At 75.1% G+C, this 15,455-nt stretch carries 14 protein-coding genes; 5 read left to right on the forward strand and 9 right to left on the reverse strand.

Annotated features, from left to right (window positions below):
- Positions 1-76: 76 nt before the first annotated feature.
- The 7 genes from ACZ7LB_RS27335 to ACZ7LB_RS27365 form a co-directional block, all read right to left on the reverse strand.
- On the reverse strand, positions 77-364 hold the full coding sequence (locus ACZ7LB_RS27335) for a DUF1416 domain-containing protein (RefSeq protein ID WP_010351646.1): 288 nt from the start codon (positions 362-364) through the stop codon (positions 77-79).
- A gap of 42 nt (positions 365-406) precedes the next feature.
- On the reverse strand, positions 407-1,252 hold the full coding sequence (locus ACZ7LB_RS27340) for a sulfurtransferase (RefSeq protein ID WP_161229853.1): 846 nt from the start codon (positions 1,250-1,252) through the stop codon (positions 407-409).
- A gap of 130 nt (positions 1,253-1,382) precedes the next feature.
- Positions 1,383-1,463: a putative leader peptide gene (locus ACZ7LB_RS27345; protein WP_355172694.1), complete on the reverse strand. Its 81-nt coding sequence runs from the start codon at positions 1,461-1,463 to the stop codon at positions 1,383-1,385.
- A 204-nt stretch (positions 1,464-1,667) separates the two neighbouring features.
- Complete coding sequence (locus tag ACZ7LB_RS27350; RefSeq protein WP_471471875.1) at positions 1,668-2,402, reverse strand: LmeA family phospholipid-binding protein; 735 nt, start codon at positions 2,400-2,402, stop codon at positions 1,668-1,670.
- A gap of 146 nt (positions 2,403-2,548) precedes the next feature.
- Positions 2,549-4,267: a hypothetical protein gene (locus ACZ7LB_RS27355; protein WP_471471876.1), complete on the reverse strand. Its 1,719-nt coding sequence runs from the start codon at positions 4,265-4,267 to the stop codon at positions 2,549-2,551.
- A gap of 2 nt (positions 4,268-4,269) precedes the next feature.
- Positions 4,270-4,524 carry a MoaD/ThiS family protein gene (locus tag ACZ7LB_RS27360; RefSeq protein WP_161229851.1) on the reverse strand — a complete coding sequence of 85 codons (255 nt, stop codon included), beginning with the start codon at positions 4,522-4,524 and terminating at the stop codon, positions 4,270-4,272.
- A 45-nt stretch (positions 4,525-4,569) separates the two neighbouring features.
- Entirely contained in the window at positions 4,570-5,517 is a 948-nt protein-coding gene (locus ACZ7LB_RS27365) for an alpha/beta hydrolase family protein (protein WP_471471877.1), read from the reverse strand.
- A gap of 219 nt (positions 5,518-5,736) precedes the next feature.
- Here ACZ7LB_RS27365 and ACZ7LB_RS27370 point away from each other — a divergent pair, with 219 nt between their 5' ends.
- From ACZ7LB_RS27370 to ACZ7LB_RS27390, 5 genes are all read left to right on the forward strand, one after another.
- Complete coding sequence (locus tag ACZ7LB_RS27370; RefSeq protein WP_471471878.1) at positions 5,737-6,501, forward strand: response regulator transcription factor; 765 nt, start codon at positions 5,737-5,739, stop codon at positions 6,499-6,501.
- 105 nt (positions 6,502-6,606) lie between these two features.
- Positions 6,607-7,629, forward strand: coding sequence for a LacI family DNA-binding transcriptional regulator (locus ACZ7LB_RS27375; RefSeq protein ID WP_471471879.1), 1,023 nt, complete (start codon positions 6,607-6,609; stop codon positions 7,627-7,629).
- A gap of 284 nt (positions 7,630-7,913) precedes the next feature.
- Complete coding sequence (locus tag ACZ7LB_RS27380; RefSeq protein ID WP_471471880.1) at positions 7,914-9,047, forward strand: S1C family serine protease; 1,134 nt, start codon at positions 7,914-7,916, stop codon at positions 9,045-9,047.
- Between the two features lie 121 nt (positions 9,048-9,168).
- On the forward strand, positions 9,169-9,903 hold the full coding sequence (locus ACZ7LB_RS27385) for a response regulator transcription factor (protein WP_471471881.1): 735 nt from the start codon (positions 9,169-9,171) through the stop codon (positions 9,901-9,903).
- Positions 9,900-11,330, forward strand: a complete 1,431-nt coding sequence (locus ACZ7LB_RS27390; protein WP_471471882.1) for a sensor histidine kinase — start codon at positions 9,900-9,902, stop codon at positions 11,328-11,330. Before ACZ7LB_RS27385 ends, ACZ7LB_RS27390 begins: the two co-directional genes overlap by 4 nt.
- 98 nt (positions 11,331-11,428) lie before the next feature.
- Here ACZ7LB_RS27390 and ACZ7LB_RS27395 read toward each other — a convergent pair whose 3' ends face one another.
- Both ACZ7LB_RS27395 and ACZ7LB_RS27400 read right to left on the reverse strand, forming a co-directional pair.
- Positions 11,429-12,994 carry a M28 family peptidase gene (locus tag ACZ7LB_RS27395; RefSeq protein ID WP_471471883.1) on the reverse strand — a complete coding sequence of 522 codons (1,566 nt, stop codon included), beginning with the start codon at positions 12,992-12,994 and terminating at the stop codon, positions 11,429-11,431.
- 502 nt (positions 12,995-13,496) lie between these two features.
- Complete coding sequence (locus tag ACZ7LB_RS27400) at positions 13,497-15,350, reverse strand: bifunctional metallophosphatase/5'-nucleotidase (protein WP_471471884.1); 1,854 nt, start codon at positions 15,348-15,350, stop codon at positions 13,497-13,499.
- Positions 15,351-15,455: the final 105 nt, after the last annotated feature.

A 15,455-nucleotide genomic window follows, 5' to 3' on the forward strand; every position in this document is an offset into this window, starting at 1 on the left:
CGTCCGGAGACAGCCCAGAGGGCCGCGCCCCGGGTGTCCAACCCGTGGGGCGCGGCCCTCTGGCATCCGGATGCCGTCAGACGGCGATCGCGACCTCCGCCAGTCCGCCCTGCTGGGCGACGACCGTGCGGTCGGCGGTGGCACCCGGGACGAGCGCGCGGACGGTCCAGGTGCCCTCGGCCGCGTAGAAGCGGAACTGTCCGGTCGCGGAGGTGGGCACCTCCGCCGTGAACTCTCCGGTCGAGTCCAGCAGACGGACGTAGCCCGTCACCGGCTCGCCGTCGCGGGTCACCTGTCCCTGGATGGTGGTCTCACCGGGCTTGATCGTCGAGGCGTCGGGGCCGCCGGCCTTCGCTCCGCACATGTCGTACTCCTGATCGGGTGTAGAAGAGGTCGGTCGGGTCGGTTACTTGGCCGGGCCCAGCTCGATCGGCACGCCGACCAGGGAGCCGTACTCGGTCCACGAACCGTCGTAGTTCTTGACGTTCTCCACGCCGAGCAGCTCGTGCAGGACGAACCAGGTCAGGGCGGAACGCTCACCGATGCGGCACAGGGCGATGGTGTCCTTGGCCAGGTCGACCTGCTCGTCCTCGTAGAGGGCCTTCAGCTCCTCGTCGGACTTGAAGGTGCCGTCGTCGTTGGCGTTCTTCGACCACGGGATGTTGCGGGAGGACGGCACGTGGCCGGGGCGCTGCGACTGCTCCTGCGGCAGGTGGGCCGGGGCGAGCAGCTTGCCGGAGAACTCGTCGGGCGACCGCACGTCGACGATGTTCAGGGAGCCGATGGCGGCGACCACGTCGTCGCGGTAGGCGCGGATCGAGGCGTCCTGCGGCTTGGCCTTGTACTCGGTGGCGGCGCGGGCGGGGACGTCGTCGCCGGCGACCAGCTCGCGGGCGTCCAGCTCCCACTTCTTGCGGCCGCCGTCGAGCAGCTTGACGCTGTCGTGGCCGTACAGCTTGAAGTACCAGTAGGCGTAGGAGGCGAACCAGTTGTTGTTGCCGCCATAGAGGACGACCGTGTGGTCGTTGCCGATGCCCTTGGCGGACAGCAGCTTCTCGAAGCCCTCCTGGTCCACGAAGTCGCGGCGGACCGGGTCCTGGAGGTCCTTCGTCCAGTCGATGCGAATGGCGTTCTTGATGTGGTTCTTCTCGTACGCGGACGTGTCCTCGTCCACCTCGACAATGGCGATGGTGGGGTCGTCCAGGTGGTCCTGCAGCCAGTCGGCGTCGACCAGAACGTCGCTGCGGCTCATGCTTTCTCCTCCGGGGCAGGTGCGGCGGGGCGTGCGGTGCGAGGGTGCGCGCGGCCGGCGAGGGCCGGGCACGCGGGCGCCCCGGACCGGGGCGCGGTGAGGGAACACGGACGGCGGCGTCGCCGTCCGCTCAGAAGGCGCGACAGAGCATGGCGGCAACGCGGCACAGGTCCACTGCCCGCCGCTTCGTGAGATCCGCCTGTCGCTTCATGGCACCGATCGTAAGGACGAAAAGCGGGCGATGTCACCGGCGTGTCGCATAGTGAGACGACATCGTCCGCGATGCGGGATGGGGGCAGGGCGCGGCGGGCGCCCGGCGCGGCGCGGGCGGGACCGCGGGGAAAGCCTTCTGCGGTACGGACGGCGACGTCTCGCCCCTCGGACGCGGAGGGTCCGGGACGGCCGCCCGGCGCCGCTACCCGGCGAGGCGGATGTCCGCGCCCCGCACCGTGATCTCGACCCCGTCCCCGGTCGCCTCGACCTTGTCCAGCCGTACGCCGCCCGGGAGTTCGTCGATGGTCTGCCGGAAGTCGGTGATGTCCCGGACGCGGGACTCCGCCAGGTCGGCCACCAGCTTCGGCAGCGCGTCGGCGTGCACCCGGACCTGGTTGTCCTCGACCGCCAGCGTGCTGAGCACGGGCTGGGTCCAGGAACGGAGGGGGGTGGTGATCGCGACCGACACCTTGATCTTCCCGTGACCGCCGTCCGCCAGGCCGACGATCTCGGCGGTGATGCCCGGGAACACCTGGGTGGGCCCGGACCTGGTGGCCTTCAGCAGTTCGTCGTAGGAGACGGTCGCGGTGCCGGTGGCGCTGCGCGCGGTGGCGCTGCCGCCGTCCTCCGCGACGCGGACGCCCCGGGCGCGGGCCCGCAGCCCCTCGATCCGGATGCGCCCGCCGCCGCCGGTGGACGCCTCGTAGCCGCCGATGCCGATCTCCACGTCGTCCACCTCCCCGCGGGCCCACTGGGTGAGGAAGGGGAAGCCGTTGATCGAGACGTCCGGCGTCGAGGACAGGTTCTCCGAGGCGCGCAGCCGGTCCGCCGCCACCCCCTCCGCGACGTGCGCGGCGACGCGGTCCGCGACGACCAGGAGCACGCCGAGGACCACGACGGCGATCAGCAGTGCGCGCGGTGCTCGCTTCCGGGACATCAGGCCCTTCCCCCCACGGCGGCGGTCACGACGACCGGCGGCCGTCCCCCGCGAGCGTAGTGCCGCGCCGGACGGCCGCCGGGATTCTGTCGATCACCTGTGACAGGCACCGCCGCCGGGCGGGGCGGGGCGGGGCGGCCGGGCGGCTACCCCAGGACCCGTCCGAGAAAGTAAACCGCCGGGGCCGCCGCCGCCAGCGGCAGCGCCACGCCCGCCGTGAAGTGCACGAACCGGGACGGGTAGTCGTAGGCCGCCGCCCGGTGGCCCGCCAGCGCGCACACCGCCGCGCCCGCGCCGAGCAGCGCCCCGGCCGGGCCGGACATGGTCAGGGAGCCCACGGCCCCGCCCGCGACCGCCGCGGCGAGCAGCGCGCCCACCGCCGACACCGCCGCGGGCACCGGCAGGGCGCGGACCACGAGGGCCACCGCCACCGCCACCGCGCCGACCGTCACCGCGTCGTGGTCCGCCGCCAGGTAGCCGCCGGCGACGACGGCCAGGGCCGTCGCGGCCACGGTCGCCATCAGGCCGTACATCCGCTCGTCGGGATCGGCGTGCGAGCGCAGTTGCAGCACCAGGGAGAGCAGTACCCACACCCCGAGGGTGCCGATCAGGGCGGCGGGCGAGCGGTCGGACGCCAGCATCGCCGCGTCGGCCGCCAGCGCGCCCGCGAAACCCAGGGCGATGCCCTGCCGGGCGGGCCACATGCCGTTCAGCCGGAACCACCCGGCCGCGGTGAGGCCCTGGAGCGCGACCAGCGGCACCAGCAGGGCGTACGTGCCGACCGCCGCCGCGCCCGCCAGCAGCAGGCCGAGCAGCGCGGTGAGCAGGGCGGGCTGCATCCCCGGGTCGATGATCGGCGACCGCCCCTCGGCCCGCGCCCGCTGGGCGTCGGTGACCCGCGCGTTCCCGGCGAGGGTGGCGGGACCGTACTCGGGGCCGTCGGCGGGCCCCTCGGCGGGACCGGCCTCGGGGACGGCACCGGGGGCGGGGGCGGCACCGGGGGCGGGGGCGGGCCCGGAGGCCGCGTGCGGCTGAGGGGCCGCCTGGGACCGGGGCTCGGCGTACGGCTGGGACCGCGGCACGGAGTGCGGCGGCTGTTCCCCGTACGGCTGGGCGTACTGCTGCGGCTGGGGCTGCGCGTACGGCTGGGGCTGCGCCTGCCCGTGGGGCTGCGCCTGCCCGTGGGGCTGGGGCGCGGGCACCGCCCGGGGCTGGAGGTGGGGCTCCCCGTAGGGCTGGTGCTCCCCGTACGGCTGGGGCTGGTGCTCCCCGTACGGCTGGGACTGGGGCTCCCCGTACGGCTGGGGCTGGGCGTACGGCCGGCCCCCGTGGACGTCGGTGCCGTGGGACGGGTCCGCTTGCGGCTGCGGCCGGGCGCCGTGGTCCGTGGCGTACGGCTGGGCGTAAGGCTGCGGATCGGCCGCGTACGGCTGCGCCCGCGGGGTCCCGTACTGCTGCGGCTGGGGCCCGGCGGCATACGGCTGCGGCTGGGGCTCGGCGGCGTACGGCTGGGGCCCGGGGGTCCCGTACTGCTGCGGCTGCTGGGTCCCGTAGGACTGCGGGCCCGCGTACGGCGCGGGGTCCGCCGCGTGGGGCTGGTGCGGGTGCGGCTGCCGCGCCGCGTACGGCTCCGGCGGGTACCCCTGCGCGCCGGGGTGCGCCCGCGGCGGCTGCGGGAGCAGGGAGGTCTCCTCGGCGGGGGACGCCGGGACGGGCGGCTGGAGGCTGGTCTCCCAGGTCTGCCCCTGCCACTGCTGGGTGTGCTGGCCCGTGTCGGAGTCGTCGTAGGGCCGGTGGCCCGGCCAGGCCCCGGCGTCGTGCCCCTGCTGCGGGTGGTGCTGCTGCCCGTACGGCTGGTCGCTCATCCTCACCCTCCCGCGAACGGGGGCAGCACCTCGACGGTGCATCCGTCGGTCAGCCGGACCGTCTCGTGCCCGCGGGTGCCCACCGGGTCCCCGTCGACGAGGAACGAGCAGCGCGACAGCACGCGCGACAGCTCGCCGGGGTGCCGCTCGCGCGCCGCGGCCAGCGCGGCCGCGAGCGTGTCCGCCTCGTGGGGCTCCTCGGCCACCCGGGCCGCGGCCTTCGCGGCGGCCCAGTAGCGCACCGTGACCTTTGCCATCTGGTTCCTCGATCGCAGGGAATCGCTTGCGGTGAACACCTCAGGCTAGCCCGCTTCGCGGGCCGCCCAGACGCCGATCCGGCCCAGCAGGTCCGCCCCGGCGGCGTGTTCGGCGTGGCCCATGCCGGGCTCCACCCACAGCTCGGCGTGGCCGCCGGAGGCCTCGGCCAGCATCCGGGGGTGGTCGAGGGGGAAGTAGGGGTCCCGGTCGCCGTGCACCACCAGCAGCGGCGTCGGGGCGATCCGCGCCGCGGCCCGCGCCGGGGGCAGCGGCACCGGGTCCCACTCGCGGCGCTGGATGCGGGTGCCGAAGCCGTAGCGGCCCACCAGGCGGCCGGACGGGCGCATCACCAGCCAGTGCAGCCGCCGCATCGGCGCCGTCCCCCGGTAGTACCAGCGGGCCGGGGCGCTGACCGCCACCACCGCGTCGGTGCGCGCGTGGACGTCGCCGCCGTAGAGCGCGGCGTGCCGCAGCACCACGGAGCCGCCCATGGAGAAGCCCACGGTGGCCACCCCCGGATGGCCGAGCGAGCGGGCCCAGGCGACGGCCGCCGCCAGGTCCCGCACCTCCTGGTCGCCGACGGTCGAGTGGCCGCCGGAGCGGCCGTGCCCCCGGAAGGAGAAGGTGACCACCGCGCAGGAGCGGGCGAGGGCCGCCGCGACCCGGCGCACGTGCGGCCCGTCGGCGCCGCCGGTGAAGCCGTGGGCGACCACGATGACGGGGCCGGGGCCGGGGACGGGGGCGGAGCCGCGCGCCGGGGCGGAACGGAGGGCCGGGCCGCCCTCCCGGACGGGGGCGGGAGCGGGCGGGCCCGGCTCGTACCGGGCGTCGATCGGCACCCCGTCGTCGGTGAGCAGCACGGCCCGCCGCGGCCCGGCCGCGGGCCCTTCCCCCGGCCCCCCGGGCGGTGCGCCCCGGGCCCCCGCGAAGGGTGTCCCGCCGTGCGGATCGGAGGTGGGACGCGCCACACGGCCTGCCGGTCGGTTGCTCATATCGGCTATTCTGCTGTGAAGAGGACTCGGGCAGCGAAGCCCCCGGGTCCTTTCGTGCTTTCGGGAGCGTTCGGTTCCGAAGTCGCAGCGGCCCCGGGCGCCGGGACCGCACCGTACGAAGCAGTGCCGTAAACGTCCTCGCAGGACCGAGGAGGAACCAGACGTTATGGGCGAGCGAACCGTGCACGACTGCGGGACGGACCGGGCGGGTGGGCCGCGATGAGTTCCCTGCTCCTGCTGACCAACGCGCTCCAGCCGTCGGCGGAGGTCCTCCCCGCCCTCGGCCTGCTGCTCCACTCGGTGCGGGTGGCCCCCGCCGAGGTCGCCGCCCTGGTCGACACCCCCGGTGCCGACGTCGTCCTCGTCGACGGCCGCCGCGACCTCCCGCAGGTGCGCGGGCTGTGCCGGCTGCTGCGCTCCACCGGGCCCGGCTGCCCGCTGCTCCTCGTCGTCACCGAGGGCGGGCTCGCCGCCGTCACCGCCGACTGGGGCGTCGACGACGTGCTCCTGGACACCGCCGGACCGGCCGAGGTCGAGGCCCGGCTGCGGCTGGCCCAGGGCCGCGCCCAGCTCACCGCCGACGAACTGCCCGCCGAGATCCGCAGCGGCGACCTCTCCGTCGACGAGGCCACGTACTCCGCGAAGCTCAAGGGACGGGTGCTGGACCTGACCTTCAAGGAGTTCGAGCTGCTGAAGTACCTCGCCCAGCACCCGGGCCGGGTCTTCACCCGCGCCCAGCTCCTCCAGGAGGTCTGGGGCTACGACTACTTCGGCGGCACCCGCACCGTCGACGTCCACGTCCGGCGGCTGCGCGCCAAGCTCGGCCCCGAGCACGAGTCCCTGATCGGCACCGTCCGCAACGTCGGCTACCGCTTCGTCGTCCCGGAGAAGCCCGAGAAGGGCGAGACGGCGGAGCGGACGGACAGGACGGACCGGTCCAGGAGGCCGGAAGGGGCCGGGCGGACCGGCCGGACCGGGGACTGACCGCGTCCGGCGCGCGGCCCGCCGGGCGGGCCCCCGCCGCGATCCGGGTGACCGAGGGGTGATACGGCCTGCCCCGCGGGGGTTCCATCCGCGTAGACTCCGCGCGTGGCCAAGGTGACTCGGGACGATGTGGCGCGGCTGGCGGGGACCTCGACCGCCGTCGTGAGCTACGTCATCAACAACGGACCCCGGCCGGTCGCCCCGGCCACGCGCGAGCGTGTCCTCGCCGCCATCAACGAGCTGGGGTACCGGCCCGACCGGGTCGCCCAGGCGATGGCGTCGCGGCGCACCGACCTCATAGGACTGATCGTCCCGGACGCGCGCCAGCCGTTCTTCGCGGAGATGGCGCACGCGGTCGAGTGGGCCGCCTCCGAGCGCGGCAAGATGGTGCTGGTCGGCAACTCCGACTACGTGGGCGAGCGCGAGGTCCACTACCTGCGGGCCTTCCTCGGGATGCGGGTCAGCGGCCTGATCCTGGTCAGCCACGCGCTGAACGACATGGCCGCCGCCGAGATCGACGCCTGGGACGCCCGGGTGGTGCTGCTCCACGAGCGCCCCGAGGCCATCGACGACGTCGCCGTCGTCACCGACGACGTGGGCGGCGCCCAGGCCGCCGTGCGGCACCTGCTGGAGCACGGCTACGAGTACGTCGCCTGCATGGGCGGCACCGCAGACACCCCCTCCGTCGGCGACCCGGTCTCCGACCACGTCGAGGGCTGGCGGCGGGCCATGAAGGAGGCCGGGCTGCCCACCGAGGACCGCCTCTTCGAGGCGCCGTACAACCGCTACGACGCCTACCGGGTGGCCCTGGAGATCCTCGCCGGGCCGCGGCGGCCCCCGGCCGTCTTCTGCTCCACCGACGACCAGGCCATCGGCCTGCTGCGCGCGGCCCGTGAGCTGCGCATCGACGTGCCGGGCGAGCTGGCGGTGGCGGGCTTCGACGACATCAAGGAGGCGGCGCTGGCCGATCCTCCGCTGACCACGGTCGCCTCCGACCGGTCCGCGATGGCCCGGGCCTCGGTGGACCTCGTCCTGGACGACGCCATCCGGGTCCAGGGGTCGCGCCGGGAGCGGCTGCGGGTGTTCCCGTCCCGGCTGGTCGTCCGCCGGTCCTGCGGCTGCGCGTAGCGCGCCGGGCACCCGCGCGCACAGCGCGCCGGGCGGCGGGCCCGCGGTGCGCCGCCCGCGCGGCGGTACGGCGGGCGGAGCCCTCGGCACGGACGCCGCACGGGCGCGGCCGGGGCGGTGGCGGGCGGTGGGCCTCCCGGACCCGGGCGGACGGCCCGTGCCACGCCCCCGCGACGGCCCCCGTCGTCCCCTCCCGGCGGTCTCATTCCGGGCGGAGGAGGTTCTGCCGGGCTTCTCAGGCCGGGCTCAGGAAGCTCTCATGGACACGCGGAAAGCTCATGGACATGACCGAGAGCCCCCGCCCCAGCGGCGAGTACGAGAACGCGCACCAGAGCCCCGCCACGGGCACCCAGCCGCACGCCTCCGCTCCCGTGAACCCGGAGTGGCCTCCCCCGCCCGCCGAACCGCCCACCCGGGTGCTCGGTCCGGCCCCGTCCCACCCGGAGGCCCCGACCCGGCCCCAGCCCGTGTATCCGCCCCCGTATCCGGCGCCGGAGCCGGGCACCGCCACGGCGGCCGCGCCCGCGCCCGCGCCGCAGCGGAAGCGGTGGGGCAGGCGGGGGCCGGGCACGCTCCTCGCGGCCGTGGCCATCGTCGCGGCGGCCATCGGCGGCGGCACCGCGTACGGCATCCAGGAACTCACCGGCGGCACCCCCGCCGCCGTCGCCCCCGCGGGCAGCACCACCGTGGTGCCCTCCAGCCAGAAGGGCACGGTGGCCGGGGTCGCCGCGGCCGTCGCGCCCAGCATCGTCGAGATCGGCGCCGCCTCGGCCTCGGGCTCCTCCACCGGCTCCGGCGTGATCATCACCGGCGACGGCGAGATCGTCACGAACAACCACGTGGTCTCCGGCGCCTCCTCCATCAAGGTCACCACCCACGACGGCACCCGCTACACCGCCCGCGTCATCGGCACCGACAGCCGGAAGGACCTGGCGCTGATCAAGCTGGAGAACGCCTCCGGCCTCAAGGCCGCCACCCTCGGCGACTCCGACCGGCTCCAGGTCGGCCAGCAGGTGGTGGCGATCGGCTCCCCCGAGGGCCTCACCGGCACCGTGACCAGCGGCATCGTCTCCGCCCTCGGCCGGGACGTCACCGTCGCCGCCGACCCGGGCGGACAGCAGCGGCAACAGGGCGGCGGCGGCTGGCCCTTCGAGTTCGGCGGCCGGCAGTTCAACGGCGACACCGGCTCGTCCACCACCACGTACAAGGCGATCCAGACCGACGCCTCCCTCAACCCGGGCAACTCCGGCGGCGCCCTGATCGACATGAACGGCGCCATCATCGGCATCAACTCCGCGATGTACGCGCCGAGCGGGGCGTCCTCGGCCGCCTCGGGCAGCGTCGGCCTCGGCTTCGCCATCCCCGTCGGCACCGTCAAGGCCGACCTCGACGGCCTGCGGGCGGGCTCCCGGACCTGACGGAACCCGCCGCCCCCGGCGCCGCCCCGGCCGCCCCGGGGCGGCCCCAGGCGTGCGACGCTGAGGGCGCTGCCGTCCCCCGTCCGCCCACCGCCCGCCAGGAAGCCGAGGAACCCCAGCCATGAGCACCGCCGAAGGCGACCGCGACACCCAGCGCATCCTGATCGTCGACGACGAGCCGGCGGTCCGCGAGGCCCTCCAGCGCAGCCTCGCCTTCGAGGGGTACGCCACCGAGGTCGCCGTCGACGGCGCCGACGCCCTGGAGAAGGCCGCGGCGTACCGGCCCGACCTCGTCGTCCTCGACATCCAGATGCCCCGGATGGACGGCCTGACCGCCGCCCGGCGCATCCGCGGCACCGGCGACACCACCCCGATCCTGATGCTGACCGCCCGCGACACGGTCGGGGACCGGGTCACCGGGCTGGACGCCGGCGCCGACGACTACCTCGTCAAGCCCTTCGAGCTGGACGAGCTGTTCGCCCGCATCCGCGCCCTGCTGCGCCGCAGCTCCTACACCGCGCCGCCCGGGGCCGGCACCGGCCCCGACGACACCCTCCGCTTCGCCGACCTGGCCATGGACCCGGTGACGCGCGAGGTCACCCGGGGCGGGCGGCGGGTGGAGCTGACCCGCACCGAGTTCACCCTGCTGGAGATGTTCCTGGCCCACCCCCGCCAGGTCCTCACCCGCGAGCAGATCCTCAAGGCCGTCTGGGGCTTCGACTTCGAGCCCTCCTCCAACTCCCTCGACGTCTACGTCATGTACCTGCGCCGCAAGACCGAGGCGGGCGGCGAACCGCGCCTCGTGCACACCGTCCGGGGGGTCGGCTACGTCCTGCGGCAGGGCGGCGCGGAGTGACCGGCCCCGTCCGCCGCTTCCGCGCCCTGTCGCTGCGCTCCCGGCTCGCCCTGCTGGTGGCGGTGGCGGTGGCGCTCGCGGTCACGGCGGCGGCGGTGGCCTGCTGGTTCGTCGTCAAGAGCGTCCTGGTGAACTCGCTGGACGAGGCGCTGCGGGCCAACCGCATGGACGCCCGGCAGGTCAGCCAGTACCTCGACCTGCCCACCGGTCTGTGCGCCCACGAGCCGGTCACCCACGAGCAGAACCCGTTCGGCTCGTCCGTGCAGCTCGTCGACCGCAAGGGCGGGAGCTGTCTGATCATCGGCACCGAGGAGGTCCCGCTCGCCGCCGCCGACCACGCCGTGGCCGAGGGCCGGGCCGCCGACGCGCTGCACGACGCCAAGGGCGCCGACGGCTCCCAGTACCGCGTCTTCACCTACACCGTGTCCGGGCTGCCGGGGGTGGCGGTCGCCGCCGCCCGGCCGCTGAACGAGGTCAACAGCTCCCTCAACCACCTGGCGCTGGTCCTCGTCTTCGTCGCCGGGGCCGGGGTGGTGGGCGCCGGGGCGACCGGGCTGTGGGTGGCCCGCACCGGGCTGCGGCCGGTGGACGAGCTGACCCGGGCCGTGGAGCACGTGGCCCGCACGGAGGACCTCACCGTGCACATCCCCGTCGCCGAGGGCGGCGAGGACGAGATCGCCCGGCTCTCCCGCTCCTTCAACTCCATGACCTCGTCCCTGGCCAGCTCCCGGGAGCTCCAGAAGCAGCTCATCGCGGACGCCGGACACGAACTGCGCACCCCGCTCACCTCCCTGCGCACCAACATCGAGCTGCTCTCGCGCAGCGAGGAGACCGGCCGCCCGATCCCGGAGGCCGACCGCCGGGCCCTGCTGGCGTCGGTCAAGGCGCAGATGACGGAGCTGGCCGCGCTCATCGGCGACCTCCAGGAGCTGTCCCGCCCGGACACCGCCCCGCACCCGGGCCGGACGCAGATCGTCGCCTGGCACGAGGTCGTCGAGGCGGCCCTGCGCCGCGCCCGGCTGCGCGGCCCCGAGCTGACCATCACGGCGGACGTCCGGCCCTGGTACGTCCGGGCCGAACCGGCCGCCCTGGAGCGCGCGGTGGTCAACATCCTGGACAACGCGGTGAAGTTCAGCCCCCGGGGCGGCGCCGTCGACGTGCGGCTGGCCGACGGCGTCCTCACCGTCCGCGACCACGGGCCCGGCATCGACGCCGAGGAACTCCCGCACGTCTTCGACCGCTTCTGGCGCTCCCCGTCCGCCCGCGCGCTGCCGGGCTCCGGCCTGGGCCTGTCCATCGTGGCCCGCACGGTGCAGCGGGCGGGCGGCGAGGTCACCCTGACCCGGGCCGGGGACGGCACCCCCGGCACGGTGGCGACGGTCCGGCTGCCGGGGGCGCCGGTGCCGCCGCCGGACGGGGGGCGGTAGGGGACGGGGCGGGGGGGAGGGGGCCGGGCGGAGCGAGGGTAGGGAACGGCGCCGGGCGGGGCGGCGGTGGGGACGGCGCCGGGCGCCCGGTCCGTCCGCTACCGCGTCACTCCGTACCCGTCCGGGCCGGGCCGGGCGGCGTCCGTCCGCGCCGGGGCGGCGGGGACGGGGGCCGGGGCCGGGCGGCGCAGGGCGCCGAGGTCGTGGGCGTAGGTGCCCACCGTGTGGGCGATGACGTCGATGTTCTCGTCGAGCCTCGGCAGGCTGATGTTCCGGATGGTGTCGCCGGGCCCGTGGTACCCGGGGTCGAACGCGACCCCCGCGGTGCCGCCGAAGACGGCCGCCTGCGCGGGCGACTTGAGCGCCTCGCCGCCCGCGAACGTCCCGCCGGCCGGGACCCCGGCGTCGAGGAACGGACCGTAGTCGAAGCGGGCGACGAAGGGGGTGCCCTCGTGCGGGCGTCCGCGCCGGTCGAGGAACCCGGTGATGTCCCGCTCCAGCAGTTCCGAACCGGCGGGCGCGAGCTGGGTGTTGGCGCCGTCGGAGTCGTCCCCGTCGTAGACGAACATGCCGCCGTTGCGGGAGGCGATCAGCTCGAAGTGCAGATAGAGCCTGATCCGCCGCAGCTCGTCGGGGGTCAGGCCGCCGACGTAGTGGTGCGAGCCGACCAGGCCGCTCTCCGCGGCGGACCACCAGGCGAACCGCACCCTGTTGCGGGGCTTCCTCTCCTGCTTCGCCAGCTTCAGGGCGACGTCCAGCAGCCCGGCCGAGCCGGAGCCGTTGTCGTTGATGCCGGGACCGGCGTGCACCGAGTCCAGCGAGGCGCCGAACATGACCGTGTCGGCGGCGGCCCCGCCCCTGGTCTCGGCGATGACGTTGCTGGTGGACCGGTTCTCCTGGAGCTGCCGGATCTCGATGGAGACGGTGACCGGGCCGGCGGCGAGATCCGCGGCGAGCCGCTCGCCGTCGGTCCGGCTGACGCCGCCGGTGGGGATCTTCGCGGCGTCCGGCTCTCCCAGGGTGCCGGAGAGGGGACCGTACCCGGCGTCGATGTTGTTGTAGATCAGGGCGCCGACCGCGCCCGCCGCGGCGGCCCGCTGCTGCTTGACGGCGAAGGCGCAGCCGCCGCGCTTGATCAGGGCGACCTTCCCGGTGTAGTCGCCGGAGGCGAAGTCCTCCGGCTCGCAGCCGGTGGTGCCGTCCTCGTCGACCGGGACGGCGGCGAGCCGTGCCCGGACCCCGCCGACCGGGGTCGACCGGGTGTACGTCAGCGCGCTGATGGCGACGTCGTACGGGGCGGGCGACACGACGGAGAGCTTCTCCGCCAGCGTCTGCGTGTAGACGAAGTCGAACCTCTGGTACTCGACCCGGTACCCGGCCTCCCTCAGCTTCCGGTGGACGTACGCGGCCGAGGCGTCGTAGCCGGGGGACCCGGCGACGCGGTCGCCCCCGGCCGCGTCGGCTATCGCCTGGAACGTCCTGAGGTGCCGTAAGGCGTCCCTGGCCGACGCCTCGCGCACCAGGGTCCGGGAGAGCGCCGCCGCGTCCCGGGCGGACCGGTCCCCCGGGGAGGAGGCGGCGGAGGGGGCGGAGGCCAGCAGCAGGGGGGCCGCGAGAGCGGCTGCGGCCAGGGCGGCCACGGCTCTTCGAGATGACGCGTTCACAGAGGTCCTTCCCGATGTGGACGGAGTTGAGGGGAAGCTAGCGACCACTGGAGGTTTCTGTGAACGGCTGAGCGAGAACTCAGTTCATTTCGTGCACAGTTGCGGCAATCTTGTGGACGGAATCGACAATTCAGCTCCGGCGTCCGCAGTCGCCGCGGGCAGTCGCCCCCGCGGCCGCCGACGGCGCCGGACGGCACGCGTCTGGCCGGTTCCGTCCCGTGGGAGCGGGGGCGGTGGGCCGTGCGGCCGGGGTGGGCTGTGCGGCAGGGGCCCGGGGAACCGGGGGAGCCTGCTCGGGACCGGAGCCGGGAACGGTGCCCGGGCCGGCCCCGGGCGGCCGGGGCGGTCGAGGCGGTCGGGGCGGTCGGGGCGGTCGGCCGCCGGGGCGGTGGGGCTCACGGCCGCCACACGCGGCGCGGCGGTGCCGGGATGTTCCGGCACCGCCGCGCGCTGTGGAGGGGACTTGGAGGAGGAGAAGGGCCGGTCGAGGAGGGAAGTGGGGTCAGCGGATGACCGTGATGCGGTCCGCCGCCGGCGGGGCGAGGGGGTTCGCCGCCGAGGAGTTCCCGGTCAGGTACTGCTCCAGCGCGGCCAGGTCGTCGTCACCGACGCGTTCGTCCGTGCCCTTGCCGAGCGTGGTGAAGCCGTCGCCGCCGCCCGCGAGGAAGCTGTTCATCGCGACCCGGTAGGTGGCGCCCGGGTCCAGCGGCGCGCCGCCCAGCCGGACGGAGTCCGCGACGACCCGGTCGGCGCCCTTCCTCGTCAGGTCCAGGGTGTAGGTGAGGCCCGAGGAGACCTGGAGGACCTTCGGCGCCGCCTCGTTGACCCCGGACACCTGCTCCCTGAGGACCTGGACCAGCTGGGCACCCGTGTAGGTGCGCAGGTTCATGGTGTTGGCGAAGGGCTGCACCGTGAACGCCTCGGCGTACGTGACCACGCCGTCGCCCTCGGCCCCCGACGCGGCGTGGGTCAGGGGCGCCCGGATGCCGCCCGGGTTCATCAGGGCGAGGTCGGTGCGCGGGTCCAGGGTCCTGCCGTAGGCGAGCTGCGCGTCCGCGATCAGGTCGCCGAGCGGCGACTCGGTCCCGTCCCGGCCGATGTCGCCGGCGATGTGGCCGACGGGGCGGTTGCCGACGGGGGCGGCCAGGGTGTTCCAGCCGTCGATCAGCCGGGTCATGTCCGGTGCCTTCGGCACGTCCCGGGTGACGACCCGGTTGGCGGACTTCACCTCGGTCCGCGCGATGTCCCCCGTACGGCGGTCGTAGGTCAGCGTGGTGTCCGTGTAGAGGCGGCCGAAGGACGAGGCCGAGGTGACCATGCGCGGGTTGCCCGCCGGGTCCGGGATCGTGCAGACGTACGCGTTGTGGGTGTGGCCGGTGACCAGCGCGTCCACCCGGGGCGAGACGTTCCTGGCGATGTCCGTGATCGGCCCGGAGACGCCCGCCCCGGCGCCCGGGGAGTCGCAGTCGTAGTTGTAGGCCGACGAGGCCGGGAAGCCGCCCTCGTGGATCAGCGCCACGATCGACTTCACGCCCTGGCGCTCCAGCTCCTCGGCGTACCTGTTGATCGTCTCGACCTCGTCCTCGAACCTGAGGCCCTTCACTCCCTCGGCGGAGACGATGCCCGGGGTGCCCTTCAGGGTGACGCCGATGAAGCCGACCTTGACGCCCTTCTCCTTCCACACCCAGTAGGGCTTGAGGAGGGGCTTGCCGCTCCTCTCCTTCAGGACGTTGGCGGTGAGGTAGGGGAAGTCGGCGCCCTTGAACCGCTTGCCGGTGTAGCAGCCCCCGACGGGGTGGCAGCCGCCGTTCTGCAGGCGGGCCAGCTCCCCGGCCCCCTCGTCGAACTCGTGGTTGCCGACGCCCGCCACGTCGAGGTCCAGCTTGTTGAGCGCCTCGACGGTCGGCTCGTCGTGGAACAGGCCCGACAGCAGCGGGGACGCGCCGACCAGATCGCCCGCGGCGGCGGTGACGGAGTACGGGTTGCCCTCGCGGGCCCGGCGCAGATGGGTGGCGAGGTACTCCACGCCGCCCGCGTCGACGGTCTGCGTCGAGCCGTCCGGCTGGAGGCGGGTGACGCGGCCCGAGGAACCGGCCGGGGGCTCCAGGTTGCCGTGCAGATCGTTGAAGGACAGCAGCTGGATGTCCTGGTAGTAGCCGGGCCGGTGCCCGGGCTTGCGGCCCTCGGCCTGCTCCTGGCCCTGCCCCCGGCCCTGCTGGCCCTCGCCCGCGGTCGCCGTTCCCGGCAGCGCGGCGGCGGCGAGCGCCCCGGCGGTCACGAGCCCGGCGGCCGCCGCCAGGAGACGGCTCCTCCGGCGGCCGCGGCCGGGTCGGTTCTTCGGTGCGGTGGTTGGCATGCGCGCCCCTGTGTGGTCGGCGTCCGTGCGGGCCGCCCGGAAGGAGGACGGTCCGTCGGCGCAGCCTAGATTCAACGCGCGTAGCGCGACAGGGGGTTCCCGGTT

Source organism: Streptomyces sp. NPDC107521 (assembly GCF_055598485.1).

Coding starts and splice junctions, on each gene's coding strand:
- ACZ7LB_RS27335 (WP_010351646.1), bottom strand. CDS start 364: ATGTGCGGAGCGAAGGCCGGCGGCCCCGACGCCTCGACGATCAAGCCC.
- ACZ7LB_RS27340 (WP_161229853.1), bottom strand. CDS start 1,252: ATGAGCCGCAGCGACGTTCTGGTCGACGCCGACTGGCTGCAGGACCAC.
- ACZ7LB_RS27345 (WP_355172694.1), bottom strand. CDS start 1,463: ATGAAGCGACAGGCGGATCTCACGAAGCGGCGGGCAGTGGACCTGTGC.
- ACZ7LB_RS27350 (WP_471471875.1), bottom strand. CDS start 2,402: ATGTCCCGGAAGCGAGCACCGCGCGCACTGCTGATCGCCGTCGTGGTC.
- ACZ7LB_RS27355 (WP_471471876.1), bottom strand. CDS start 4,267: ATGAGCGACCAGCCGTACGGGCAGCAGCACCACCCGCAGCAGGGGCAC.
- ACZ7LB_RS27360 (WP_161229851.1), bottom strand. CDS start 4,524: ATGGCAAAGGTCACGGTGCGCTACTGGGCCGCCGCGAAGGCCGCGGCC.
- ACZ7LB_RS27365 (WP_471471877.1), bottom strand. CDS start 5,517: ATGAGCAACCGACCGGCAGGCCGTGTGGCGCGTCCCACCTCCGATCCG.
- ACZ7LB_RS27370 (WP_471471878.1), top strand. CDS start 5,737: ATGAGTTCCCTGCTCCTGCTGACCAACGCGCTCCAGCCGTCGGCGGAG.
- ACZ7LB_RS27380 (WP_471471880.1), top strand. CDS start 7,914: ATGACCGAGAGCCCCCGCCCCAGCGGCGAGTACGAGAACGCGCACCAG.
- ACZ7LB_RS27385 (WP_471471881.1), top strand. CDS start 9,169: ATGAGCACCGCCGAAGGCGACCGCGACACCCAGCGCATCCTGATCGTC.
- ACZ7LB_RS27400 (WP_471471884.1), bottom strand. CDS start 15,350: ATGCCAACCACCGCACCGAAGAACCGACCCGGCCGCGGCCGCCGGAGG.